Origin of the sequence: Chryseobacterium sp. SSA4.19, from assembly GCF_022601875.1 — a bacterium.
Classification (GTDB): Bacteria; Bacteroidota; Bacteroidia; order Flavobacteriales; family Weeksellaceae; genus Chryseobacterium.
On sequence record NZ_JAKVIP010000001.1, the window covers coordinates 129,736 to 156,374 of the forward strand.

Here is a 26,639-nt window from a genome sequence, read left to right on the forward strand (position 1 = left end):
TCTCAGTTAAATTTTGTAATTTTAGATTAAGCTTTTCAAAATCATGCATACCGTTATATTATCAGAACAGTTTTCACTTGTCAATTCCTGGATCAACGAACTCAGAAATGTTGAAATTCAGCAGGACCGGATGAGGTTTCGAAGGAATATGGAGAGGATAGGGGAAATTGCGGCTTTCGAGATCAGCAAAAGCCTTGAACAGGAAGAAATTGAAATCCAGACGCCTTTGGATAAAATTAAGGTGAAAGAAATCGCTGTTCAGCCTGTGATTACGACTATTCTAAGAGCGGGAGTTCCTTTATTTGAAGGGATTTTAAATTATTTTGATAAAGCAGACTGCGGTTTCGTAGCGGCGTACAGAAAACATGAAGCGAACGATTATTTTTCAATTAAACAGGATTACCTTACCTGCCCCAATATCGAGGGGAGACCTTTAATTGTTGCGGATCCGATGCTGGCAACAGGTGCTTCTTTAATTGAAGCTATCAAAGATCTTTTAAACAACGGAAATCCTTCTCAGCTTCATATTGTTTCCGCCATTGCATCAAGGCAGGGGGTTGAAACCATCCGAACTGCATATCCGCAAGCAAAAATCTGGTTGGGAGCCATTGATGAAGATCTGACTCCTAAAGGATATATTACACCAGGTCTGGGCGATGCCGGGGATTTAAGTTATGGAGAAAAACTTCAAAGATAAATTAAGAAAGGTTCCAGAAATCTTTCATTAAGTTTAACAATATATCGGGTCTTACTTTATCCAAAGGATGTTTCGTGCCCGGAAGTATAGCCAGCCTTGCCTCCGGAAGGCTTTTATATGCTTCAATACTTTCTTCAAGAGTCACCATGTTATCCTGATCGCCGACCATAATCTGAACAGGAACGGGTATCGTTGATAAATGATCTTTTAAAGGCGGGTTTTTACCTAAAGAAATCATCATTCCGGCAATGCCGGGTAATAACTGTTTCCATTTAGAACCGTGTTGATTTTCCAGCAATTCAGCATATTTAGGGACTTTTTCAGCAATAATATCAGGGTTCAGCATTTTGCTTTCTCGCAGAGCCTGTTCTTCTGTCCATTCAAATTTTGTTCCCAAAGTCATGATTGAATGGATACTTGAAGGATCCTTGATTGCATAACAGAGAGCGATATATCCTCCCATGCTGTGTCCGAAAATATAAACGTCTTTTAAATTTTCTTTCTCAATAAATTCTTTTAATTCATGGGTGTATTTGTCAATGGTAATCCCGTCTTCCGGAATTTCAGTATTGCCGTGTCCTGAAAATAAAGGCGTATGAATCGTGAAATATTTTGAAAGCTCTTCTTGAAAAGGATTAAAAATATCACTGTGACCTAATGCCCCATGCAATAAAATAAGATTCAGCATAATTTTAGTTTTATTGAAAATTAAGAAAAAGATTTCAATTCATATTTAAAGCGGTTATGCATCTACAGCCATTACCAGAACACTTACTTTATTGTCTCCTACCTTCAGGATTTCCCATGCTACTGAAGCAATTGTATTCCCAGTCGTAAAAACATCGTCAACCAGTAAAATATGTTTTCCGGAAATGTTTTTCGTGGTAGAAAATGTATTTTGGGTTTCCAGGCGATGCTGCTTATCTTTCAACGCCTGAGCTTTTGAGTAATGGTTTCTTTTGATTAATTCATGATCATACGGAATATTATAAAATTCAGATAACGTTTCCGTAAACAGATGCAGCTGGTTGTATCCTCTTTCTTTTAATTTCTTCGGATGCAGCGGTACCGTCACGAACAGATCCGGCTTTTCATGTTGAAAATCCACTCGTTCAGCCGTCCAGCCTGCAAGGATCTTCCCGGTTCTTTCCCTGCTCTTATATTTTAATTCATGAATGATTTTGCGGCTGACATTTTCATTCTCAAAATGCATCAGTGCAAAAGCATGCTCTACGGGAAACATCAGCCGGCATCTTTCCTGCATATAATTGTGATCAGCATACGAATTGTGGGTAAAGTGAATATGTTCAAAGCAGAGATTGCAGACTAATAAACTGCCGTCAATAATCCGGCTGCACTCCAGGCAGCGGTTCGGGAAGAAGATATCAAGAATCATCGATGTGTATTTGTTGCTAAAATAAATATTTTCCCTTAATGATGAGCGTAATCTTATCAAATATTCCTTTTTCTGGTTTGTATTTTGCTAGCTGTATCATGTAAGATAATTACTTATATTTAAAATTTTTATATTTGACAATGGGTTTGATATATGAAAAAAAGGTAACTGTAACAGAACAGCATATTGACAAAAATAATCATGTTAATAATGTTCAGTATGTCCATTGGGTAGAGGAGGCTGCCGCAGAACATTGGGATCTTGTAAAAGACAGTACGGATTATCCTGATGATGTCTGGATGCTTCTCGATCATCATATTCAATATAAAAAACAGGTGTATCTGGGTGATCTTATTACGATCATAACCTATCCCAAACCTCCGGAAGGAATCCGTCAGCCGAGAAAAGTTGAGTTTTACTGTAATGATGAGCTGGTTGTGGACTCACTGACACTTTGGGTTTTTATAGATCAAGAAACAAAGAAAATTAAAAGGCTGGAGAATGACTGGCTGGATAAGCTGTAATTATTCATTTAATATTTTCAAAATAATGTCTGCTTTTGCTTCATCAATCATTTTGGTGATTTCTTTGACAATGCCGCTTTATTGAAAATGAAGATTATCGGGTTTTTAATAACGGAATAAAATTTCCGTTGGCTTCTGGAATTTGTTCTATGCAGGAAATTAAACTTGTCAGTAATAATAAAGTTATTAGTTTCATTTTAAAATAACGGTATCTAATGATGACTGTTGCAGTCGAAAATATACCACGATCTCTAAATAGATCATTCAAACAAACCAAATTCCCTATCTTTGTATCATGATACGTATTACAAAAATTTTTACATTCGAGACCGCTCATGTGTTGTATAATTATGATGGGAAATGTAAAAATATGCACGGACATTCCTATAAACTGTTTGTAACGGTGAAAGGAAAACCGATTAATGATTTGGAGAGCCCCAAAAATGGGATGGTAGTAGATTTCGGAGATATCAAGAGCATTGTAAAAGCCGAGATCGTAGATGTTTGGGATCATGCCGTATTGATCAATGCGCTGACTCCCCATCGGGAGCTTGGGGAAGACCTGGAAAATAAAGGACATAAAGTAATCTATTGCAGCTTTCAGCCGACCTGTGAAAATATGCTGTATGCCATTGCCTCAAAAATAAAGCGGAGCCTTCCGGAAGGAATTTCTCTTGCCTACCTGAAACTTCATGAAACCGAAAATTCTTACGGAGAATGGTTTGCAGAAGATAATCAGTAACTCTATTCAGTAAAAATAGAAGAACGTGTTAAAAACGACCATTAATTTAGAGCCGGGAAAGAAAGTATATTTTGCTTCAGATCAGCATTTCGGTGCCCCTACACCAAAGGAAAGTAAGGTGCGTGAAGAACGCTTTATCCGTTGGATGGATGAAATAAAGCATGATGCTCAGGTACTTTTTTTAATGGGTGATCTTTTTGATTTCTGGCATGAATGGAAGCATGTGATCCCAAAAGGGTATGTGCGGGTTTTAGGGAAGATCGCAGAGCTGAAGGACCGCGGGATTCATATTTATTTTTTTGTAGGGAACCACGATCTTTGGATGAAAGATTATCTGGAAGAAGAAATAGGATGTACTGTTTTCTATAAAAAACAATACTTTGAAATGGGCGGGAAGCAGTTTTTGCTGGCCCATGGAGATGGTTTGGGACCTGGTGATAAAGGGTATAAAAGAATGAAGAAAGTATTTACAAACCCTGTAGCGCAATGGTTGTTCAAATGGCTTCATCCGGATGTGTCTATGAGAATTGCTTTATACATGTCCCAGAAAAACAAGATGATTTCAGGAGATGAAGACAAAGAGTTTTTAGGGGAAGACAAAGAATTTCTGATTATTTATTCCAAAGAAAAGCTCAGAACACAGCAGATTGATTATTTTATTTATGGACACAGGCATCTTCCTATGGTTCTTGATCTGGGGCAGAATGCAAAATATATCAATCTCGGAGACTGGATATCTTACTTTACGTACGGCGTTTTCGAGCATGAATTTGAGCTTAAAACCTTTGGAGATAATGCAAAAAGAATTACCCCATAAAGAGATAATTCTTTGAGTGAACCGAAGTCCGCTCTTGTTTTTAATCCATATTCCGCATATTCAATTACAATAATTCGACCAAAATTTATTTTTACATTAAAAAAGAATAAAAAATATGAGGTCATCGGTTAACTGATTGGTAATAAGAATATAAAATTTATTATTTAAGAAGTGAAAAATATATTCAATATACAGACAGAACAGGATTTTTTAAAAGCTTCGCTGGAGACTTTTCACTATCAATACGAAAACTCTGGGATTTACAGAAAGTTTGTAGACTATTTAAAAGTCAGCCCTAAAAAAGTCAACAGTCTGGCAGAAATTCCGTTTCTGCCGATTGAAATGTTTAAAAATCATCAGATTCTGGATAAAAATATAACAGCGGATTTGTTTTTCCGAAGCTCCGGAACTACGCAAATGAACCTGTCCACCCATTGGATCGCTGATGAAAGCATCTATCAAGAAAGCATTTATAAAAGTTTTGAGCAGTTTATAGGAAGGCCTGAAGATTTTATCTTTTTAGGGCTGCTTCCCAGTTATCTGGAAAAGCAACATTCTTCCCTGATTTATATGGTGGATTATCTTATGAAAAAATCTGCCCGGCCGGAAAACGGATATTTTCTGTATAATCATTCAGATTTACTAAAGCTGCTGAATACTTTAAAAGATAAAAAGATAATTCTTTTCGGAGTTTCCTTTGCATTATTAGATTTCCTTGACTACTGTACACAAAATGGAGAATCTCTAAGTTTTACTGAAAATCTGATCGTTATTGAAACAGGAGGAATGAAAGGAAGGAAAGAAGAAATGACGAAAAATGAACTGCTGAAAATTTTGCAGGAAGGTTTTAAAACCCATAAAATTTATTCTGAATATTCTATGACGGAACTGCTCTCGCAGGCCTATTCTTTAGGAAATAATAAATATGAATGTCCTAAATGGATGAAAATCATGGTACGAAATGCCGAAGATCCGCTGGCGTATGAAAAAGAGGAAAGAACAGGAGCTATCAATATCATTGATCTGGCCAATATTCATTCGTGTGCATTTATCGCAACACAGGATCTGGGAAAACTAACAGGAAATAAATTCCAGGTATTGGGACGGATAGACCATTCGGATATTCGGGGGTGCAGTCTGCTGGTTTCATAATGTAAGGTAAAATTTATGAAATTAAAAATTGAAGAATTAGTCCATGCCTTTATTCACTCTCAATGCAATTTTGAAAAAGAGATTGTGTTAACTAACCACTTTCATGCTGATTGGGAAGCGGATATCCTGATTGTTGACCCTGAAGGTTTCAGCCATGAAATAGAAATCAAACTCTCAAAAAGCGATTTTAAAAATGATTTTAAAAAATCATACACCAACATCAGTACAGGGGAGAAATTTCTGAAGCATGACAAAATATGCTGTGGAGATTATGTATGCAATGCTTTTAGTTTCCTTCTTCCGATGGGAATGGTAGACCATTCGCTGATTCCTGAATATTGTGGGATCATAGAGTTTTATCATAATGTGGATTCCTGGGATACGGAATTTTACATCATCCGGCATCCTAAACGTGTGCATGATGATTCTTACTGGAAGCTTATCGACAAAGATTTTTTTATGCGCAAAATGGCGTTGAATTTACTACAGCGGAAAATGGAAATCAAAGGAAAACAGGATGAGTTGATTTTCAGAAATCCTTTTGATATCAAAAAGCTTAAATAAATTTTTTCGGTTTTTTTACAAGCTGATGCCACATCGTGTATATTCAATACTGTAGATAGCTGCTTTTGATTGAGGTTAGAATAATTGAAAAATTGACAGATCTACCATTTGGATAGTTGATGGGTACATAAAAATCATTATTTTTAGTTGAATTTAAAAAAGCGCTTTAATGATAAAGTTTTTGTGTGTGGTTATTGCATCATGTATTCACGGGTCTTATTTTTCCCAGGTGAGAAAAGAAACAGTACCCTGCTATGATCTGACACAAATCTTAAAAGTAACGCCAACCCCTCTCTATAAACCGCATCTGGATGCTTCGAGAAAGTTCGGGATTAAACTTCTGCAGGACCAGAAATCAATAACGAAGTATATCAATACCGGAAAACTCCATAAAATAAAAAAAGCCGGGAAAGGATACCGCATACATAAACTTGATTACAGCAGGCCATGGATGGTCTCCAAAGGCAAACTGATGCTGGAAAGAATAGGTGCACGTTTCAGCAGGGATACGAAAGGCAGCACCTTTACCGTTTCTTCCCTTACAAGGACACTTGAGGACCAGTGCAGATTAAGAAAAATTAATACGAATGCCTCTTTAGGGATCAGTTCGCATAATTACGGAAACTCTTTTGATATTTCATATGTCCGTTTTAATGATGTTTTAAAACATAATGCTAAGCTGGAGAAAGCTTTGGAGAAGATTTTAGAATATTACACCAATGCGGGAAAGATTTATTATATTAAAGAAAAACAGCAGAGCTGCTTTCATATAACGGTAAAAAACTATTAACCGATTTTCGATTATACGTGATATAGTTGCACAGATAATTTAGTTTTTTTAATTTTATGGCACTTTAAAAACCATGAAATATGAATACATTCACCAGGGAACAATTTGATGCAGCTGTAGCACAATGGATCACAAGTTGTTCGGACTTTTACGCAATCACGAAAATTATTCCCACCAATCACGTTTTTACTTTCGATGCTGAACAGATGGACTGGATGAGAAACCTGAATAGGTATAAAGAGTTTTGTACTGAAATAGGCGTGTATAAGGGTCAGCTTGTCGCTATATTATGCCCGTTAGATGGTAGTGGGAAGAGGCTTGTTGTAGACAAATTCCCTTACAGCCCACTGCAGGAATTGGATAGAGATCTTAGGCTAATGGAAACAGAAGAGTATATCGTTGTAAAAAATGCTGTTCTTTCAAAAGATTTACAGAGAATTGACGATAATTCAGATACTTATCTTCCCGTTTCCAGCAAACCTATGCTGGAACAGGATAAAGCGGTTACCGCTATAGAATCCTGGAGAGATGAAGCAATGATCTGGTTTTACAGAGAGTGTACTGAGTTTAAGGGGAGCAGGATATTCAAAAGGTTTTTTGTTCCAACTCAAGATATCACTGCTACAAAAAGCGGATTTACTCATGTTGTGTGTTCATTCGGTCTTAAGTTTTCCGATGTTTACCAGAGACTTTTGCCTACCCTTATTTTTATCTCCTTTTATGAAGATCTTCAAAATTCAGGAAGCGTCCAGACGATCTCAAATACTTACGACTGGTCAGAAGCATGTCCGCCGCTTTGTAAGTAAAACTAATTTTTTAACTTTAATATATTGTGGATATTTATCAGACCATAATTTATCTCAATAATAGTTTACTTGTAATTTGTGCTTTTATCGGACTTTTCAAGTACAAATATTTTAAAAATACAGAAAAATGGTATGTGTATTATATCATTTTTCTTTTTTTGATAGAAGCTATTGTTAAAATTGCTCTTTACCAGTTTAAGGTACAAGATTTAAGTTTTATTTTTCGTTATTTTGTCTCAGGAGAACTCCTGCTATTGGGGATTTTGTTTATCAGGAAACTCAGGATGTCATATTATTGGTATATCCCGATCATTTTAATGGCAGGTTATTTCTTAATTGATACCAATGGTATTACCAATGAGGTAAAGAAAGTAATATCCAATATTGTGGTGATTTGTTTTGCAGGTTCTGCACTACTTATGGAAATTAAAAACAGTAAAATCAATGATCGTTTTATGTTGGCGGACAGTTTTATCTTTCTGTATTATGCACTTTCGGTTTTTCTGTTTTTCCTTCTGCGTCAGCTTCCGGCATTCGGACAGGAAGAAGCCAAAATTATCTGGGGGATGAATAATATTCTCTGCAGCTTTCTGTATTTATCAATTATTTATACCTTTTTAAAATTAAAGAAATAACCTTAAATATTACCTTTTTTATTGTGTTGATTGTCGTTCTGGTGATCATAATGTCTTTTATTCTTTTAGCATACAGAAGCTTTATCCAGAGGATTGTAAGAGAAAAGGATGCACAGTATGAAGCTGAAGTGTTACACCAGAAAAAGCTGGCACTGGAAAATATTAAGGCTCAGGAGTCTGAAAGAAAAAGAATTGCAGTAATGATTCATGACGATATCGGGAACCGGCTTAATATTCTTTCACTATGGTTAAATAACCTGGATACAAAAGGTGATGAGCTGATCAAGAAAAATATCACAACGCAAATGTCTTCTCTCATAGATTCTGCAAGAAGCATTTCGCACTCATTATATCCTGTGAATCTGGAAGCTGTAGGATTGGTATTATATATAGAAGAACTGATTGCTAATCTTTCAGGCAGAATCAATATCTCACTGACGGTAAGCCCGAAATTTCAGAAGAAAAATATCTTTATAGAAGTGCAGTTATACAGAATTATTCAGGAGTTTACCACCAATGTTCTCAAGCATTCGGAAGCATCAAAAGTAAGGATCTATATGAAAGAGTATACAAACCATCTTGGAGTAGTTATTTCCGATAACGGTCAAAGCTTTGATTATGAAGAAGTGAAAAAAGGGATGGGAATTAAAAATATAGAATCCAGAATAAAATCTATGAATGCGGCTCACAAATGGAAGAATGTTTTGAATGAAGGCAGCCGTTTAATTATTAAAATTCCATACAGCAATGAATTCCCAGATCAAAATAGCACTGATTGATGACGAGCAACTGATCGTTGAAGGTGTAAAGATGTTATTGTCATCCGAACAGAATATCACAGTAGGATTTACTTCCAACAACGGGCCGGATTTTTTACAAACCTTAGAGCATACTTCTAAGGAGGATTTCCCCGATATCGCTTTGGTGGATGTCCAGATGCAGCCCATGAACGGCTTCGAGCTCGTGGAGATCCTGAAAGAAAAATATCCGGATCTTAAGATCATCATCCTCTCTTCACATTATAAAACCACAATCCTGGGATACATGGTGAAGTTGGGTGTATCTGCCTTTCTTCCTAAAAATTCGAACAGGAATGCCTTTATAGAAGCAATTACCATTGTTTATAAAAACGGAATCTTCTTCACACCGGAAGATCATCAGATGATTTTTTCCTATATGAACAGTCCAACGAAGAAAAGGACACTTTTTGATATGGATGATGAGCTGTCTGACCGTGAAAAAGATGTTGTAAAACTGATATGCCAGGAATGCACCAATCATGAAATTGCAGAGAAACTGTTTATAAGCCCGAGAACAGTGGAAAGTCACAGACAGAGAATTGCAGAAAAAATAGGCGCTAAGAATACGGTAGGAATCGTAATCTATGCAATTATCAATAATATATATTCCTTAGAAAAAATCTGATTCCGTAGAAATACGGAATTTTTTATTTGGTACTTTTTACTCTATCATTCCGTCTTTTTCCATCGTTACTTTGGTAAATTCATTAATAAGCAGAGTGTTATTAATAGGAAGGGTTAAGATAAACCACAAAGTGGCATGGAAAACAACATTATCTCTATCGGTATTTTCTTTGACGGAACCGGAAATAACGGGGTTAACGCGACGGCTTACCGGAAACCATTGACGAATAACGAAAGCTATCACAGTAATATAACCAATATTTATAAATTGTTCAGGCTGTTCAGCGGTGACGAAAAGCTGTATATTGAAGGAATAGGAACTGTTATGGGTCAGGAAGACAGCGATTTTGCTATGGCTACCTGCCGGAATCCTGAAAAACTCGAGGGTTATTCTTCTGATGACAAACTGAATAAGGGTCTTTCTTTTATCAAAAAAATAGTAGCTGATAAGAGCAGGAAATACGAACTGTATATCTACGGATTCAGCAGAGGGGCCATGCTGGCAAGGCACTTTTGTCATGAATTGCTGAAATCGGAAGATTCTGTGCAGGCAGATATCACCATCAGGTTTCTGGGAGTTTTTGATACGGTGGAATCCTGTGCCTTCAGTGATTATAGTGTTACCATTTTACCAATGGTGCAAAGGTCGCTTCATCTTTGTGCTAAGGATGAATGCCGGTATTTTTTTCCTTTAACTGGCTTTTTTGAAGATTCCAGGGAGATGAACGATTCAAAATATGAGACCGAACATCATATATGGAAAGAAATTTTTGTGCCGGGAGCTCATGCAGATGTTGGCGGAGGATATTTGGAAAGCTCAGAATCGGTATATATTTCTCCGGAAATTATGAATGGAAAGCTTTTTTCCTATGTGGAGAATATCAGGAAAACTGCGGCTGTTAAGAAAGGAAGCAGTTTTTGGGATTATCTTCTGGAGCACATAAAACTGGGTAACGGAAATGTTTTCCCACAGGCATATATTGAAAGAGATTGTGTTTACAGTGAGATGTCTAAAATGTATGGAAGATTAATGCTGGAAGAATCCAATCAAAACCATAAGGTTTTTAAAACTGATTTTGAGGAGTCTGATTTTTTAATAAATGCTGAAAATCATCCGTATCTGATAAAGCTTTATCAAAAGCTTACAGCATATGCAGAAAATCTTTCTCCGGAAATGAAGCCTGATTACAGCTATGAAAATCTCGTGGAGTATATGCATATTTCGGCTAATTTCGGATTGTTCAAGGGCGGAATACAATCAAATTCCCGGATTAATAAAGAATTGATTAATAATAGATTGAATGTGGCTACGCAATCTGATGGCCAGTTCAGTACAAATCAGTCAAAATTATACTCAGAGATTCACCACATAGAAAATTCTGAGGTGGATTATGCATACGGAATGAATATTCCCAATAACGATAATTGGAGTCGTACCATATTGCTTAAAGAAAGTTTTTAATAAATATTAGTACTTTTTCAGTTTTAAATTTAGGTGTGGAGCTGTCTGTTACAGGCAGCTCTTTTTATTTTCTTCATATGAATTCCAGGCAGATCAAGATCTTAATCTTTCCGATTCATTTCTTTTCCGTATTTTTGCGCCTTGAAATATTCAGTAGACATTATTCACTTTTAATTATCATTTACACATGCTTTCGGTTCAAGGTTTAGGATTACATCATTCAGGGAACTATCTGTTTCAAAACGTAAATTTCACTATCAAAAAAGATGATAAAATCGGTTTGGTCGGTAAAAACGGAGCAGGGAAATCCACTTTGCTGAAAATGCTTTCGGGAGAAATTACGTTTTACGAAGGAAATGTGGTTCCGGAAGGAAGTATTACAATTGGTTTCCTTAAACAGGATCTTGATTTTGTAAAAGGAAGAACAGTCTGGGATGAAACCATGCAGGCCTTTGAACAGATTAATGCCTGGAAAAATGAACTGGAAGAAGTGAATCACCAGTTGGCTACCAGAACCGATTATGAAAGTAATGCCTATACCGATATCATTAACAGGATGACGGAACTGAATGACCTTTTGATGCACCATGATGCTTATAATCTGGAAGGGGATATTGAAAAAGTTTTATTTGGTCTTGGCTTTAAAGCTGACGATTTCCGGAAGATTACCGATGAATTTTCAGGAGGCTGGAGAATGAGAATTGAGCTGGCAAAACTGCTTCTTCAGAAAAATGATATCATGCTTCTCGATGAACCTACCAATCACCTGGATATGGAATCCATCATCTGGCTGGAAAACTTTCTGAAAGATTATCCCGGAGCCATCGTTTTGGTGAGTCACGACAAGCAGTTTATGACTGCGGTCTGTAACCGTACTTTTGATGTGAATAACAGAAAGGTGGATGATTATAAAGCCAATTATTCCAAATACCTGGTGATGCGTGAAGACCGTCGTGAAAAACTGATTCAAGCAAAAAAGAATCAGGATGCGGAAATCAAGCAGATGGAAGATAACATCAATAAGTTCCGTGCCAGTGCTACCAAAGCATCTTTTGCACAGTCGCTTATTAAAAAGCTGGATAAAATTGAGCGTATTGAAGTGGATAACGAAGATGTATCGAAATTCAATATCCGTTTTGTACAGTCGCAGGTTCCCGGAAAAATTATTTTTGAAGCAGAAAAATTAGGAAAAGCATACGGAAACAAACAGATCTTTGATGATGTGGATTTCATTGTTCAGAGAGGAGACCGGATTGCGCTTCTTGGCCAGAACGGGCAGGGAAAAACTACCCTGGCTAAAATTCTGGCCGGAGACATTAAGGAATACTCAGGCTCATGGAATCTTGGACATAATGTGAATATCGGGTATTTTGCACAGAATCAGGAAGAAGTTTTAACACCCAATAAAACCGTCCAGGAAGAAGCTGAAGATTCTGCTACCGAAGAAACCAGGCCAAGAGTGAGGGATCTTCTCGGTTCTTTCCTTTTCCAGGGTGAAGCCGTAAATAAGAAAACAAAAGTGCTTTCCGGAGGAGAAAGAAATCGTCTGGCACTTTGTAAGCTGTTGTTGCGCCCATTCAATACGTTAATCATGGATGAGCCTACCAATCACCTCGACATCCAATCGAAAGAAATCATCAAGCTGGCGCTTCAAAAGTTTGAAGGTACGCTGATTGTGATTTCTCACGACAGGGAATTTTTACAGGGCCTTTGCGACAAAATTTATGAATTCCGTGACGGGCACATGAAAGAATTCCTGGGTGATATCAATGAATATCTGGAATACAGACAAAAAGAAAGCATCAGGGAAATTTCTGCCGAAAAAGCAAAGCTTCATGAAGAACCAAAAGCTGAGGTAAAAGCAAAAGTTCAAGAAAAAACTGCTGAGAATACCGCGCAGTCCTCGCCGATTATCAGTAAAGAACAGAAAAACATCCAGAACAAAATAAAAAAAGTAGAAGAAAAGATTTCTGAACTTGAATCTAAAATAGAAGAAATGGAAGTTTCTTTTACAAAGGAAAACCCTTCTGATACAATTATGGAATCATATAACAAAACCAAAGAAGAGCTTGAAGTAGCCTTACAGGAATGGGAATATCTGGGAACCCAGCTTATATAAGTTATCATACGGTCATCCTGCCTTGTAATAAAGCATATTTGTTTAAGATATAATATCAACGACCCATAAAAGCATTTTAAGGAAACTTTAATACGGTTTTATAAATTATTTTTATAATTTTGACACATGATTTTTAAAGAAAGCAGAAATCTGAAAAGTTTTATTTCCAAACTCCTGTTTGGAATTTACTTTCTGGCGCTGTTTTCCCAAAGCTTTCACCACCACGACACAGTAGGAATTTTTAAAGATCTTAATCTTAAAAAGACAGAAAATACAATTTCAAAATCTCTGGCTAAAGAAAAAGCCGGAGACTGTCTGGCCTGTCATTTCTTGGCTACCGGTCATACTTTGGTTCCTGAAGAATTCAGCTTTTCTCTTGAAAGCTACACGCATGAAGTACGTCAGATCATTGCTATACAGGAAAAAATCTGGTCTCAGACAAAATTTACTTTTCAGCTTCGCGGTCCGCCCGCCATTTCATAATATAGATTCTTTTCGGATTTTTGGACTTACATTCTTAAGATGTAACGATTTTAATGAGCCTCATATTAGTAAGATATTGAGAATCATTAAGCATGATACAATATTCATGTTAAACCCATGATATGGTATACGTCTCAAAAATTCTCTTGACAAATTTTACAAAAAAATACTTCACAGAAGTATCTCATCAATCTATCTAATAATGAAATTGATATACAGCTTTATGCTGATCTTTTACGGATTTATAGCCGTAAATGCACAGCAGAATTATACCGTAGAAGGAACTATTCAGGATTTTCACGATAAAACCATGCTGGTAGATGCGGTGGTGAAAATCGGGAATTTTTCTGCCAGGACAGATTCAAATGGTAAGTTTTCGTTCGGTGAAATTCCCGCAGGAAACTATATACTTACTGCCAAACATCCTGACTGTAATGATTATACTGAAAATATAGGAGTTACAAAGGATCTGCATTTGGCCATAACGCTTGAGCACCACATCCAAGATATTGAGACCGTTACGGTTCATGGAAGCCATAAAAATAATGGAAGCATGGTCGTGAAAACAATTGATAAATCTACCATTTCACGGAATATTACCGAAAATCTCGGTAACCTGCTCACCAATATTTCCGGAGTGAATACTTTAAAAACCGGAAATAATATTGCAAAACCCATCATCCATGGTCTGTATGGAAGCCGTGTAGTTATTCTTAATGATGGTGTTAAGATGGCGGAACAGGAATGGGGTGTTGAGCATGCTCCTAACGTGGATGTCAATAATTTTGAACACATTGACGTTGTTAAAGGAGCCTCTGCCCTGAAATATGGGAGTGGTGCCGTAGGAGGAGTGGTCGTGCTGCAGCCGCAGGTTCTGCCGAAGAAAGATACAATCATGGGTGCGGTTGCACTCTCGGGGATTTCAAATGGCCGCGGTGCAGGCCTCAATGTCAAATTGGCGAAAACCTGGGAAGACGGATGGGCCATCAAAACCAATGGAAGTTTCAAGAAACTTGGAGATCTTGATTCGCCGATGTACGGATTGATGAACGCAGGATTGCAGAGTTCGGGATTTAATTTCGGAGTTCAGAAGATGACGTTTAACAGAGGTTTCTCTTTTGATTATTATCTTACAAAAAGCTCTATAGGAATTCTGAGAAGCTCTCACGTCGGAAATTCAGAAGACCTTTATCTTGCGCTTACTTCTCCGGAACCGATCTATCAAAGGGATTTCAGCTATAGTATTGATAACCCGAAACAGGATATTGAGCACCATATTGCTAAAATTTCAGCCTATCAGAGATTCAAAGATTTCGGGAAAATTACAGCTACCTACAGCTTCCAGTATAATCACAGAAAAGAGTTTGACATCCGACGGAGTGAAGAACTCAGCAAAAAGCCTGCATTGGACCTGGAACTGATAACCAACGATCTTACTATTGATCATATCATCGAAAGAGGAAAATGGAACCTTGAATCGGGGATAAATATCGGATATCAGAATAATTATTCCAATACGGAAACTGAAGCAAGACGTCTTGTGCCGAATTATGACAGGTATTATGCGGGAATGTATTCTGTTTTTAAATATAAACTTAGTCCTAATCTTGATCTGGAAGCAGGCGGAAGATATGATTTTGATCATTATGAAGTTACCAAATGGTATGACCTGAGCGACTGGAATAAGCTTTATGCTTCAGATTATTCAGATTTTGTAGTAAGGATAAACCAAAACAGGATCCTTACTAAGCCGTCGTTAAGTTATAACAACATTTCGGCAAATGCAGGGATCGTTTACCGGCCTTCACAGAATTTTGACCTGAAATTCAATTATGCGAGGGTTTCAAGGGCTCCTAATGTGGCTGAACTTTTTGCGGATGGACTGCATCATTCGGCAGCCATTATTGAAAGGGGAGACATGAGAATTAAAAATGAAACAGGAAATCAGTTTAACTTGGTAGCTGATTTCAGAGCCGATTTTTTAAAAGGATTGAATGTTTCTGTGAATCCTTATTTCTTTTACACCAAAAATTTTATTAATGAAATTCCTTCGGGATATCAGAATACGCAATGGGGCGGTGCTTTTGTCGTGTACAAATATGAGCAGATTGATGCGAAAATGTATGGCGTGGACCTGGATGTCCAACTTAAAATCAATGATAATCTGACCTACAAAGGAAGTGCGGCCTCTGTTTACGGGCAGGACCTTACCCATAATGTCCCTCTGATTATGATGATGCCTCCGAATTTTAATAATACATTGGAATTCAATAAACAAGAATGGAAAAACTTTTACTTTAATGTAAGCAACAACACTTACCTGAAGCAAACGAGATTCCCTGTTTACAATGTTCCGATCAGGTTATTTGATTCAAATGGTAATGCGTATAATCAGGAAGTGGATATTTCCACGCCTCCAAACGGATATTCGCTTTGGAACTTTCAGACCGGCGTGGGACTGTCCAAAAATTTCGGAGTAGATTTTTCAGTCCGCAATATGTTCAATAAGCCGTACAGAGATTATCTGAACAGGCTTCGTTTCTTTGCCAACGATATGGGAAGAAATTTTATCTTAACTCTTAAATACCAGTTTTAATTATTAAAATCAAAAAAATGAAAAATATTTTTAAAAATACAACACTTATCGCAGGACTATTATTCTTATCATCTTCTTTCAGCTTAACATCTTGTAACAGAAGCGACGATGAAGCGGATGATCTTCCTCAGGAAGAACTGTCTGATGTCCTTCTTAAAGTAACGGACGCATCCACCGGAACCTCCATGGTGTATGATTATCAGGTGAACAGCACTACGAATCCTAATGTGAAACTGACTAATGGTCATACGTATAACGTTGAGGTGATCTTCAAAAACGGGGACGAAGATGCGACGCAGGAAATCAGGGATGCCAAAGACGAACACTTTTTAGTCTATAATTTCCCGAACTCAGATATTACCCTTACCCGTACGGATGATGCATCTTCCACACGAGCAGACGGAAAGCATGTGGGATTAAAAACACAATGGGTAGTCAATACAGCGATAAAAAATACTTCTGCCCCTGCGCAGCTTGTTCTTACGCTTTATCACGAACCGGTAACAGTTTATGAAGCTTCTTCAGTAAGCGGAAATGGAGTGGTGTACGGAGCCCACACCGGAGGTGAAACTGATGCCCAGGCAAATTATAATATTATCAATTAATATAACCTTTAATCTTGTTAGTAAAACCACTGATCATTCAGTGGTTTTTTATTTTAACACTATTTAGCTTTTAAGTTGACTTTAAATGAGAGATTTTCATAAAAAATTCATATTTTTGCAACCTAAAATTTTAATCAATAATGAAGGTTACCGCAAAAAACCATGATGATGTAAGTGCATTGCTTACAGTAACATTGGAAAAATCTGACTACAAAGATAAAGTAGAAAAGCAATTGATTAATTATGCTAAAAACGCACAGGTTCCTGGTTTCAGAAAGGGAAAAGTGCCTTTGAGTATGGTTAGAAAACAATATGAGGCAGGTATTGCATTCGAAGAAATCAACAAGCAGGTTTCTGATGCTTTGAATGGATATGTTAATGACAACAAGCTAAGGTTAGTTGGTCAGCCTGTTCCCCAGCCAGTAAACGAGTTCGATTACAATGCTGATCAGTTGGAAGTTGCTTTCGAAGTAGGGTATGAGCCTGAATTCACTATAGATTTAGCTAAATATGAAGCGCCACATTACAAAGTGGAAGCTTCTGAAAAAGAAATCAACAAAAGTATCGAGAACATGCAGAAGCGTTTTGCAGAGCAGGTTCCTCAGGATGAAATTACTGACGATTCTTATATCGTTCTGGAAGTTTCTCAGGTTGTTGAAGAAGATGCTGAAGGAGAGCACCACCACCAGCCTAAAAATGTTACCGTTACTGCCGAAAACAAAGAGGCTTTCGAATTGGTAAAGGGTCTGAAAATGGATGGATCTGTAAAAGTGTCTAAAGAAACGCTTGCCGGTGATGAAGAATTAGCTAAACAATTAGGGTTCTTTAAAGAAGAAGCTGAGCATTTACATCATAACGAAGTAGAAGTTAAAGTAAAAGATTTCTATTCTTTAAATCTTTCAGAACTTAACCAGGATCTTTTTGATAAAGTATACGGAGAAGGAAATATCAAGTCTGAAGAAGAGCTTAAGGAAAAAGTAAAATCGGAATTGGATGAATACTTCCAGCAAAATGCTGACGTTCACTTTGTGAACAAAGTATTGGAGCAGGTTTCTGAAAAAGAAGAAGTACAGCTTCCTGAAGAATTTCTTGTAAAATGGTTATTATTCTCTAACCAGAATATCCAGTCTGAAGAGCAGGCTAAAGAAATCCTTGAATCTGAGAAAAACCAGCTGAAGCACCAGATCATCGAAGGAAAACTAATGACGGACAACAACATCCAGTTAGACTATGCAGATGTTTTAGGTCAGGCAGAACAGTTGGTAAGAAACCAGTTAGCAATTTATGGAATCCACCATTTAGGTGATGAGGAAATCCAGAAATATGCGGTTGAAATGCTGAAAGACCAGGAGCAGGTAAGACAGATCTCTTCTGAAGTGGCGATGACGAAATTAAAAGACGTTATCCTGGAGAAAGCAACGAAGAAAGAAACGGCTATTTCTCACGATGAGTTCTTGGAAGAACTTAAGAAATAATCTTATTTTTCTATAAATATTTGAAAGCCACCGGTTATCCGGTGGTTTTTTATTGAAAAATCATAAATATTTATCAGTCAATATTCCTATATTTACGATCTAAACTTAATATATGAAAAAGATCATCATCCCGTTTTTCTGCGCTGTACTTTTTTCAGCCTCCGCTACAGCACAACAGACGGCTACTTCAGCTTCTGCTAAAACGGAAACTGTAAAATCCAAACTTTCTCCGAAAGAAGTGATTGATAATTATATGAAGGCTCTTGGTGGTAAAGATAAGCTCCAGGCCATTAAGACTACTGTTATTGAAAATACCCTGACTATACCCGGGCTGCCTTCAGAAGTTACCATGATAACAAAAAAAATGGGCAATAAATTCAGATCTGAACAATCTGTAATGGGGCAGAAAATGATCCAGCTTTTTGATGGTGAAAAAGGATATTTTGATCAGATGGGAAATAAGAAGGAAATCCCTGCTGATAAAATTGCTGAATTAAAGAAAAGTAAGGTGATCGACGCATTAGCATATGAACCTGCTGATTACACCAGTGTGACCGTTGAAAAACTGGACGGAAAAGAATATAATGTACTGAATTCCAATAAAGGAAAATTTTATTTTGACACGGCTACGGGATTGTTATATAAATCTTCTGCAACTGAAGGAAGTGCAGTGGTAAAAAGTTATATGACAGTAGACGGAATAAAATTTCCACAGGAAATCGAAGCTGAAGGCAACGGACAGAAGATTACGATTAAAACAACAAAAGTAATCTTGAATGATGGTGTTACGGATGCAGATTTTAAATAAATAATGATGTCATAATATAATTAGCCGGGCTTTGCTCGGCTTTTTTGTTAATATCATATTTTAACGCAAGTTTAACTAAAAAAATCACTATCATTTTGTGATAATGTATACTTTTGTCAAAAACATACCATAAAAAACAAATAATGAGAACAAACCTTCTGAAAACCTGAATTTTCCTGATTCAAAAAATTCAATATGAGCCTTATATAAAAAGGACTTAAAATTCCATTTATTGTATGTCCTTTATAATAAATAATTTAAATTTTATTTAAAAATTAATAATCAAAACCATATGAGAAAAATGCTATCTTCATTTGCGGTACTGGTCTTAGTATCTGCAAATGGTTTCGCGCAAAACATTCCTACAGATCCTTCTGTAAAAACAGGGACTCTTGCCAACGGAATGAAATACTATATTAAGAAAAATACATTACCTGAAAAGAAGGTCGATTTCAGGCTTGCCATTAACGCAGGATCTATTCTTGAAGATGAAAATCAAAGAGGTCTGGCCCACTTTATGGAGCATATGAATTTTAATGGAACTAAAAATTTTCCGGATAATAAACTGGTAGACTTCCTGCAGTCGATCGGAGTAAAATTCGGACAGCACCTTAATGCGTATACAAGTTTTGATGAGACGGTGTATATGCTTCCGGTTCCTTTGGATAAGCCGGGAAATATGGATGCCGGGCTAAAAGTAATGGAGGACTGGGCATTCAATGCAACACTTTCAGACGAACAGATCAATAAGGAAAGAGGAGTTGTGCTGGAAGAATTGAGACTTGGATTGGGTGCTGACAAAAGGATGTCAGATAAATACCTTCCGAAGTTATTATACAATTCCCAATATGCAAACAGGCTTCCGATTGGCAAGAAAGAGGTACTGGAGAGCTTCAAGCCGGAAGTGATACGGCAGTTTCATAGAGACTGGTACAGACCGGATCTAATGGCGATTGTAGTCGTAGGAGATATCAATGTAGATGAAGTGGAAAAGAAAATCAAAGACAATTTCAGCAAATATAAGAATCCGTCAAAGCCGAAGGAAAGAAAGGTATTCGATCTGCCAAACCATAAAGAAACTTTAGTAGCGGTAGAAACGGATCCTGATGCTACAAGGTCGATGGTTCAGTTTATTATGAAAGATTCCGAAGCTTACCAGCCGGATGTTACAGTAGAGCAGTACAATCAAAGTATTATTGAAAGTCTTACCTCTACGATGTTAAATAACAGGTTAAGCGAACTGGTGAATTCTACCAATCCTCCTTTTACATACGGCTCTGTATATCACGGTGGGACATATGCCAGAAGCAAAGAAGGGTTTCAGGGATTTGCCATGGTTAAAGACGGTAATCAGCTTAATGCATTAAAAGTGCTGCTGGAAGAAACGGAAAGAGCAAAACGATTCGGATTTACCCAAACTGAATTAGACCGTGCAAAAGCTCAGGTGCTTTCAAATCTTGAAAGATCTTACAACAACCGTGATAAAACGGAAAGTGATATGCTGGTGGATGAATACGTCAGAAATTTCCTGGAGCAGGAGCCTATGCCTGGAATTGCCTGGGAATATGAGGATACGAAGAAATTTTTACCTACCGTAACACTGGCTCAGACCAACGATGTTATTAGAAGCTTTGTAAAAGATGACAGCCGGGTAGTGGTTATTACCGGACCTAAAAAAGATAATGTGACCATGCCTACAGAAGCAATGGTTTTAAACACTTTTGAAGATGTAAAAATGGCAGACCTTAAGCCTTACCAGGAAAAAGCAGCTATTAAAAATCTAGTTAAGCCATTTAAGTCTGAAGGCAAAATTGCTAAAACTGAAACTGACGCAAAATTAGGAACAACCACCTGGACCCTGAGCAACGGAGCAAAAGTAACATTCAAAAAAACAGATTTCAAGGATGATGAGGTTGTATTTTCTGCAAGGAGTATGGGAGGAAGCTCTTTAGTATCGGATGCGGATATTGCAACCACCCAGTTTGCTTTCCAGGCGCTGACTGAAGCAGGAGTCAATGGCTTCTCAAAAACAGATCTTACCAATTATCTGGCAGGAAAACAGGTAAATGTAAATCCTTCCATAGGTTCATTATATGAAGGGATTTCAGGAAGAACCAGTCAGAAAGATCTGGGTACGGCAATGGAACTCATGTATGCTTACTTTACCGGATTAAATTACAATCCTGATGCATTCAATGCCTATAAAACCAAGCAGTCTGCAATGTTGGACAACTTATTGTCTAATCCGCAATTTTACTTTTCCAGCGAACATGCGAAATTTATGAATCAGAAAAACCCGAGGTTTATTGGACTGATTCCAATGGAAAAAGACTGGGCCAGAACGGATTATAAGAAGGCATATGATGTCTATAAAGAAAGATTTGCAAATGCAGGAAACTTCCATTTCTATTTTGTAGGGAATATCGAGGAAGCTGCATTCAAGAGTGAAGTATTACAGTATATTGCAAGCCTGCCGTCGACTGGAAAAATAGCCAGTTTTAAAGATACAGGATACCGGCAGATGACAGGAGATTTCACCAAAACGTATAAAAAAGGAAAAGATCCTAAAAGTATGGTGACCATTTCCTATCTGGGAGAAGCTCCATACAATGAAAAAGAAGCATTGGCTTTAGAAGCATTAGGTGAAGTGGCGACGATTAAAGTTATTGAGAAGCTGAGAGAAGATGAAAGCGGAATTTACGGTGGCGGCGCAAGAGGCGGAATGTCACGGGTTCCTTATAACAATTACAGCTTCAGCATCAGTTTCCCATGCGGACCTGAAAATGCTGAAAAACTGACAAAAAGCGCAATGGCTGAGCTGCAGAAACTGATTGATAAAGGTCCGGAGCAGAAAGATCTTGATAAATATAAGGAAGGAGAATACAATGATCTTAAAACAAGCCTGAAAGACAATATGTTCTGGATGAATGCCCTGACTAAAAACCAGATGGACGGCAGCGACAAATATGAAATCCTTAATTATGAGCAAAAAGTAAAAGCTTTAACTGTAAAAGATCTTCAGGATGTAGGTAAAAAATACCTTACGAAAGGAAGAATTGTTGCTACCCTGATGCCGGAAGACGGTTGGGAAAAAGCAAAAAAAGAAGAGGCAAAGCCAACTGCTGTTACAGTAGGAACGGCAAATTAACCACTTTCAATGAAAAAAGAAACCGCAGAAATTTTTTCTGCGGTTTCTTTTTTAATGTTATTCAAAAGCTCAAATCAACTAAGAGCCATACTCTTCCTTCCATTCTTCAGCTGCTTCGCACATGACATTATAAAAATCTTCACCGTATTTTCTGATCAGCGGTGTTTTCAGGAATTTATAAACCGGAACCTGTAATTCTTTTCCTAGTGTACAGGCATCATTACACACACTCCATTCATGATAGTTTAATGCAGTAAAAGTAGAATATTCCGTCACCCGGATCGGATACAGGTGGCAGGAAATCGGTTTTTGCCAGTCTACAGCACCGTCTTCATAGGCTTTTTCAATTCCGCACTTGGTAATTCCTCTTTCATCAAAAGTAACATACGCACATTCTGCGCCTTCAATCATAGGCGTTACATACATTCCGTCCATCGGATCTGTTGTCCATGTCCCTTGTTCATCTAATGCTTTAATTCCTGCTTCAGTTAGATAAGGCTTAATTTTATCATAAATATTATCTAAAATGATCAGTTCTTCTTTATCCAACGGAGCTCCTACATCTCCTTTCACACAACAGGCTCCTTTACATTTGGTAAGGTTGCACACAAACTCTTCAGAAAAAATATCTTCGGAGATCAATTTATCGTCTATCTGAATCATAATCTTTAAAATAAATCAAAATAAGTTCCGGCTTTAAAACCGATTAAACTGAAAATAATTACCCATAAGCTCACTTCCTGCATCCAGTATTTAGGTAAGAACCGCAGCATTCTGCTGATGATAATGGTAGAAGGAAAAGCGAGAAGCAGCAAATATTCATAGCTTTTATTCATGTAAAGAATAATCGTAATAAGCTGCGCTATGGAGAAAACCAGTAAGAAGGTATATTTATATCTGCTTACCGGGCTTTTTTTATTGTAATTCTTAAAATGGTCGTATACCGCATAGATCAGCATACATGCAATCAGCACCAAAGGGATTAACTCTTCATAATCGGTTACCATTTTCATTTTTCCAAAAGGAAAATAATCTGTATTCCAGGAGGTGTAATTGATGAAAAACATAACGGAGAAATAACTGAATGCAATTAAAACAATTCCCAGTAAGAACCTGAAGATATTCAGGCCGATTCTTTCAGAGGTTGCTACGACGTGGATCATAACGAAAACAGCCATCGGCCATGTAGTCGGAAGAAAAATAAAATTAAGTGCTACGATAGACCCTACCAAAACATATGATTTCTTTCTTATATCTTCATTGGTGCTGGTTAGAAGCAGCAAAAGAAAGGAATTCGTAAGCAGCGAAACGGCAAGTCCGACATCCATCTTGCCGGGGTATAGTCCAAAAATAAAAAATGTATATAAAAATAAAGGAAGGTGGCTCTGATAATTCAATGCGATACTGTGAAAACAAAAATATCCCAAAGCAATCCCGACAAAAGTGATTCCTGCAACAATGGCTTCATAGGTATTGAAATTCAGAAAGTTAAAAGATATTACTATTAACAGAAGAAAGCCAATATAAACAGGGATTGAAAAAATATTGCTTTCTTTTGAAAGTAATCTAAACATTTTTTATAAATTTGTACAAAGTTAATTTAAAAAAGGAAAATAATGACGTCTTTCTTTCTATTCTTAAGCAAAGTTTTCAAATGGTCTTTCGGTTTCTTTGATACTTTCGGTAATGTTTTAAACTGGATTCTGTTTATCGTTTGCTGCGTATTATTTACGTATTGGTGCTACGTTTTAGTAGTTACCCTGGGTGGAGATAAAGATAAAGACTACTATTCTCCAACAGAAGGTAAGAATCCTTACTATGATCCGAATATCTACAAAAGAGAAGGTTAATTAATTGGTTATATAGTAAAAAGCCGATCAAATAAATTATTTGATCGGCTTTTTTATAATTTGTGCTGAACGTAATTTATTTATGATCATGGATCGGAAGTACCAACACAGGGATATCAGCATCTTTGGTAATTCCTTTGGTCAGGCTTCCTACGAATACATCATAGATCCCGCTTCTTCCGTGGGAGCCCATAACAATAAAGTCTGCATTCTTAGCCTTGGAGTGTTCAAGGATAATATCTTTTGCAATTCCCTGTTTCAGAATATGCTCGCATTCTACATCCTGAGCCAGGATACGTTGCTGTATATTGTTCAGCTGTACGAGTTCTTCCCTGATTTCATTTTCTTCAACTTCCGGGAAATATTGGAAGCCCATATCCCCAATGGCAAAACCGATATCCGAAGGAGCAACATGGATAAGAAAAATCCTTCCCTGGATCTGTTTTGCAAATTTTACCGCCCGATCTACGAGTTCTTCTGTTCTGTCCCCAAAATCCACGGGTAATACAATATTTATCATGACCTCTAATTTTGTTTACTAAAGATAAGAAAATTATAATGAAAAAGAGATTAAATACTACAATATCCGGATATCAAGAACCTTTTGATCTTCAAGGTAGGCTTCAAGGATATCATCTTCTGCTACTTTTCCGACACCTTTCGGAGTTCCTGTGAAAATCAGGTCTCCCACTCTCAATGTAAAATATTGGGAGACGAAAGCAATAATGTCATCGATCGTAAAGATCATGTCTTTTGTATTTCCGTCCTGAACCCTTTCCTTATTTTTCAACAGGCTAAAATGTAAAGATTCAAGATTGAAATTTTCTTTTTTATAGAAACTTCCTACCACAGCTGAACCGTCAAATCCCTTAGCAAGCTCCCAGGGAAGTCCTTTGGATTTCAGTTCGCTTTGAAGGCCTCTGGCTGTAAAATCAATTCCAAGACCGATTTCTTCATAATGCTTAGGCGCAGTTTCTTTCTGGATATATTTCCCGCCTTTTGAAATTTTCACGACCACTTCCAGTTCATAATGAACGTCATCAGAGAATTCCGGGATATAAAAATCATTCCCTTTCAGAACGGCTGTATCCGGCTTGATAAAGATAACAGGTTTCTCAGGAATTTCATTTCCCAGTTCTTTTGCATGTTCGCTGTAGTTTCTTCCTATGCAGATTATTTTCATATGTATTTATTTTTTATTTGAAGCTTTTTCCCGCTATCCACTTTTACTCCTCGCGCGGGTATATTTTTCCAACGCCTGCTGCGGGGTAACCGTTCCTATCGGGGCTAAGAAATGACTATGCTGATCACTCATCAAAATAATCCGAATTTTCGCCGCCTATACAATAAAGGGAAATTTTCGTTTATAAAGGATGTTTAATGCTCAAACTCATTACCGCAGTAATAGCAGACGAATTTATGGCTCGTCAAAATCGAGATTCCAAAGAAACTTGTGGCACTGTCGTCTCTGTAAATATGATTGGAACCGCATTTCGGGCATACAAAATCGAAAGCGGGATTTTCAATCGTATGTTCCACTTCCAATGGGAATTCTTCGTTTTCCTTATAATCCTGTAAAACCCGTTGCGCTTTTTCAAGATCGTCTTCAAAAACCTGCAGCTGGATTCCACCTACAGCCTGCGAAAGCAGCCAGTCCGACTGAATCAGCTGTTCATTCGCAATAAAGCTGTTAATGCCGCTTTCAGCCAGGATCTGTTTATCCCTGTTGGCCTGAAGCGCGTTCTCATAAAATTTGAATTTAACAAGCTCACTCATTTTTAAAATTTACTGGATAATTGAATTTTGGTGAACACTTTCTTGGTGTATAAAGGAAAGTCGGCATTCTGAAGCCATCCGTAATAGCCAAGATCTTTTTTGAAAATGGCTTTCACGCTTTGGCCTTTGTATTTTCCGAAAGCAAAAATTTCTTCATTTTTTTCATTGAAATGAATCATACCTGCCAGATCTGCAAATTTATTCTGGGTTGAAAATTCGCTTAGGTCAGTAATTTCCTTTGGAACATCATCATATTTCCCGACCTGGGCATCCAGCACTTCAAAAGTGGCCATAACGTCAGCCTCTGCAGAATGGGCGTTTTCTAATGTTTTTCCACAGTAAAACTGATAGGCAGCCCCCAGGTTTCTCGGTTCTTTCTTAAAAAAGATTGTTTGTGCATCTACCAGTTTAAATTTGTTCAAATCAAAATCGAAATCAGCCCTAAGCAGCTCTTCGGCTAATAACGGGACGTCAAATCTGTTCGAATTATATCCTGCGAGATCCGTACCGGTAATCATCTCCAGTATTTTGGGTGCGATTTCTCTGAAAGTAGGTGCATCTTTTACATCTTCATCATAAATTCCGTGAATTTCACTGCATTCTTTCGGGATCGGCATTTCAGGATTGACCTTCCAGGTCTTGCTTTCCCGTGAAGCATCAGGATTTACCTTTAAAATACAGATTTCTACGATCCGGTCTTTCCCGATATTCGTTCCTGTGGTTTCTAAATCAAAAATGCAGAGCGGTTTATATAATTTTAAGTTCATTTT

Annotated in this window: 28 protein-coding genes; 20 read left to right on the plus strand and 8 right to left on the minus strand. The window is 37.3% G+C overall.

Annotated elements, in window-relative coordinates:
- Positions 1 to 43 precede the first annotated feature (43 nt).
- On the plus strand, positions 44 to 697 hold the full coding sequence (upp, locus tag MKJ01_RS00590) for a uracil phosphoribosyltransferase (RefSeq protein WP_241610917.1): 654 nt from the start codon (positions 44 to 46) through the stop codon (positions 695 to 697).
- Position 698: 1 nt separating this feature from the next.
- Here the strand turns inward: upp and MKJ01_RS00595 are convergent, their stop codons facing one another.
- Positions 699 to 1,385, minus strand: coding sequence for an alpha/beta fold hydrolase (locus tag MKJ01_RS00595; RefSeq protein WP_241610918.1), 687 nt, complete (start codon positions 1,383 to 1,385; stop codon positions 699 to 701).
- A gap of 54 nt (positions 1,386 to 1,439) precedes the next feature.
- Complete coding sequence (locus tag MKJ01_RS00600) at positions 1,440 to 2,093, minus strand: ComF family protein (RefSeq protein WP_241610919.1); 654 nt, start codon at positions 2,091 to 2,093, stop codon at positions 1,440 to 1,442.
- A 140-nt stretch (positions 2,094 to 2,233) separates the two neighbouring features.
- Between MKJ01_RS00600 and MKJ01_RS00605 the strand changes: the two genes are divergently transcribed.
- The 18 genes from MKJ01_RS00605 to MKJ01_RS00690 all read left to right on the plus strand — a co-directional run bounded on the left by MKJ01_RS00605 (position 2,234) and on the right by MKJ01_RS00690 (position 22,243).
- The gene (locus MKJ01_RS00605) at positions 2,234 to 2,617 is read left to right on the plus strand and encodes a thioesterase family protein (RefSeq protein ID WP_241610920.1); all 384 of its coding nucleotides are present in this window, start codon (positions 2,234 to 2,236) and stop codon (positions 2,615 to 2,617) included.
- Positions 2,618 to 2,912: 295 nt separating this feature from the next.
- On the plus strand, positions 2,913 to 3,359 hold the full coding sequence (locus MKJ01_RS00610) for a 6-carboxytetrahydropterin synthase (protein ID WP_241610921.1): 447 nt from the start codon (positions 2,913 to 2,915) through the stop codon (positions 3,357 to 3,359).
- A gap of 25 nt (positions 3,360 to 3,384) precedes the next feature.
- On the plus strand, positions 3,385 to 4,176 hold the full coding sequence (locus tag MKJ01_RS00615; RefSeq protein ID WP_241610922.1) for a UDP-2,3-diacylglucosamine diphosphatase: 792 nt from the start codon (positions 3,385 to 3,387) through the stop codon (positions 4,174 to 4,176).
- A 171-nt stretch (positions 4,177 to 4,347) separates the two neighbouring features.
- The gene (locus tag MKJ01_RS00620; protein ID WP_241610923.1) at positions 4,348 to 5,328 is read left to right on the plus strand and encodes a hypothetical protein; all 981 of its coding nucleotides are present in this window, start codon (positions 4,348 to 4,350) and stop codon (positions 5,326 to 5,328) included.
- Positions 5,329 to 5,343: 15 nt separating this feature from the next.
- Positions 5,344 to 5,892 carry a hypothetical protein gene (locus MKJ01_RS00625; protein WP_241610924.1) on the plus strand — a complete coding sequence of 183 codons (549 nt, stop codon included), beginning with the start codon at positions 5,344 to 5,346 and terminating at the stop codon, positions 5,890 to 5,892.
- A 169-nt stretch (positions 5,893 to 6,061) separates the two neighbouring features.
- On the plus strand, positions 6,062 to 6,682 hold the full coding sequence (locus tag MKJ01_RS00630; RefSeq protein WP_241610925.1) for a DUF5715 family protein: 621 nt from the start codon (positions 6,062 to 6,064) through the stop codon (positions 6,680 to 6,682).
- Between the two features lie 80 nt (positions 6,683 to 6,762).
- Positions 6,763 to 7,488: a hypothetical protein gene (locus MKJ01_RS00635; RefSeq protein WP_241610927.1), complete on the plus strand. Its 726-nt coding sequence runs from the start codon at positions 6,763 to 6,765 to the stop codon at positions 7,486 to 7,488.
- A 284-nt stretch (positions 7,489 to 7,772) separates the two neighbouring features.
- Positions 7,773 to 8,123 (plus strand): hypothetical protein, encoded by a 351-nt coding sequence (locus MKJ01_RS00640; protein ID WP_241610929.1) that lies wholly within the window; start codon positions 7,773 to 7,775, stop codon positions 8,121 to 8,123.
- A 23-nt stretch (positions 8,124 to 8,146) separates the two neighbouring features.
- Positions 8,147 to 8,902, plus strand: coding sequence for a sensor histidine kinase (locus tag MKJ01_RS00645; protein WP_241632409.1), 756 nt, complete (start codon positions 8,147 to 8,149; stop codon positions 8,900 to 8,902).
- The gene (locus tag MKJ01_RS00650) at positions 8,871 to 9,548 is read left to right on the plus strand and encodes a response regulator (RefSeq protein ID WP_241610931.1); all 678 of its coding nucleotides are present in this window, start codon (positions 8,871 to 8,873) and stop codon (positions 9,546 to 9,548) included. The genes MKJ01_RS00645 and MKJ01_RS00650 overlap by 32 nt, the downstream gene beginning before the upstream one ends.
- Positions 9,549 to 9,683: 135 nt before the next feature.
- Complete coding sequence (locus MKJ01_RS00655; protein ID WP_241610932.1) at positions 9,684 to 11,009, plus strand: DUF2235 domain-containing protein; 1,326 nt, start codon at positions 9,684 to 9,686, stop codon at positions 11,007 to 11,009.
- A gap of 187 nt (positions 11,010 to 11,196) precedes the next feature.
- Positions 11,197 to 13,128 carry an ABC-F family ATP-binding cassette domain-containing protein gene (locus MKJ01_RS00660; protein ID WP_241610933.1) on the plus strand — a complete coding sequence of 644 codons (1,932 nt, stop codon included), beginning with the start codon at positions 11,197 to 11,199 and terminating at the stop codon, positions 13,126 to 13,128.
- A gap of 126 nt (positions 13,129 to 13,254) precedes the next feature.
- On the plus strand, positions 13,255 to 13,611 hold the full coding sequence (locus tag MKJ01_RS00665; protein ID WP_241610934.1) for a hypothetical protein: 357 nt from the start codon (positions 13,255 to 13,257) through the stop codon (positions 13,609 to 13,611).
- A 202-nt stretch (positions 13,612 to 13,813) separates the two neighbouring features.
- Positions 13,814 to 16,207, plus strand: coding sequence for a TonB-dependent receptor (locus MKJ01_RS00670; protein WP_241610935.1), 2,394 nt, complete (start codon positions 13,814 to 13,816; stop codon positions 16,205 to 16,207).
- A gap of 17 nt (positions 16,208 to 16,224) precedes the next feature.
- Entirely contained in the window at positions 16,225 to 16,812 is a 588-nt protein-coding gene (locus tag MKJ01_RS00675; RefSeq protein ID WP_241610936.1) for a hypothetical protein, read from the plus strand.
- Between the two features lie 140 nt (positions 16,813 to 16,952).
- Complete coding sequence (locus tag MKJ01_RS00680) at positions 16,953 to 18,287, plus strand: trigger factor (RefSeq protein WP_241610937.1); 1,335 nt, start codon at positions 16,953 to 16,955, stop codon at positions 18,285 to 18,287.
- A gap of 112 nt (positions 18,288 to 18,399) precedes the next feature.
- On the plus strand, positions 18,400 to 19,095 hold the full coding sequence (locus MKJ01_RS00685) for a hypothetical protein (protein ID WP_241610938.1): 696 nt from the start codon (positions 18,400 to 18,402) through the stop codon (positions 19,093 to 19,095).
- A gap of 292 nt (positions 19,096 to 19,387) precedes the next feature.
- Positions 19,388 to 22,243 carry a pitrilysin family protein gene (locus MKJ01_RS00690; RefSeq protein WP_241610939.1) on the plus strand — a complete coding sequence of 952 codons (2,856 nt, stop codon included), beginning with the start codon at positions 19,388 to 19,390 and terminating at the stop codon, positions 22,241 to 22,243.
- Between the two features lie 78 nt (positions 22,244 to 22,321).
- On the opposite strand, the gene MKJ01_RS00695 is transcribed toward MKJ01_RS00690, so the two are convergent.
- On the minus strand, positions 22,322 to 22,906 hold the full coding sequence (locus tag MKJ01_RS00695) for a DUF3109 family protein (protein ID WP_241610940.1): 585 nt from the start codon (positions 22,904 to 22,906) through the stop codon (positions 22,322 to 22,324).
- A 5-nt stretch (positions 22,907 to 22,911) separates the two neighbouring features.
- Complete coding sequence (locus tag MKJ01_RS00700) at positions 22,912 to 23,817, minus strand: DUF6427 family protein (protein ID WP_241610941.1); 906 nt, start codon at positions 23,815 to 23,817, stop codon at positions 22,912 to 22,914.
- A gap of 42 nt (positions 23,818 to 23,859) precedes the next feature.
- On the opposite strand from MKJ01_RS00700, the gene MKJ01_RS00705 reads away from it, so the two are divergent.
- Positions 23,860 to 24,093, plus strand: a complete 234-nt coding sequence (locus MKJ01_RS00705; protein ID WP_241610942.1) for a hypothetical protein — start codon at positions 23,860 to 23,862, stop codon at positions 24,091 to 24,093.
- Between the two features lie 76 nt (positions 24,094 to 24,169).
- On the opposite strand, the gene MKJ01_RS00710 is transcribed toward MKJ01_RS00705, so the two are convergent.
- The 4 genes from MKJ01_RS00710 to MKJ01_RS00725 form a co-directional block, all read right to left on the minus strand.
- Positions 24,170 to 24,613: a universal stress protein gene (locus MKJ01_RS00710; protein WP_241610943.1), complete on the minus strand. Its 444-nt coding sequence runs from the start codon at positions 24,611 to 24,613 to the stop codon at positions 24,170 to 24,172.
- Positions 24,614 to 24,670: 57 nt separating this feature from the next.
- Positions 24,671 to 25,276: a fumarylacetoacetate hydrolase family protein gene (locus MKJ01_RS00715; protein ID WP_241610945.1), complete on the minus strand. Its 606-nt coding sequence runs from the start codon at positions 25,274 to 25,276 to the stop codon at positions 24,671 to 24,673.
- A 194-nt stretch (positions 25,277 to 25,470) separates the two neighbouring features.
- Positions 25,471 to 25,869 carry a DUF2007 domain-containing protein gene (locus MKJ01_RS00720; protein ID WP_241610947.1) on the minus strand — a complete coding sequence of 133 codons (399 nt, stop codon included), beginning with the start codon at positions 25,867 to 25,869 and terminating at the stop codon, positions 25,471 to 25,473.
- Between the two features lie 2 nt (positions 25,870 to 25,871).
- The gene (locus MKJ01_RS00725) at positions 25,872 to 26,636 is read right to left on the minus strand and encodes a 3'-5' exonuclease (protein WP_241610949.1); all 765 of its coding nucleotides are present in this window, start codon (positions 26,634 to 26,636) and stop codon (positions 25,872 to 25,874) included.
- Positions 26,637 to 26,639: the final 3 nt, after the last annotated feature.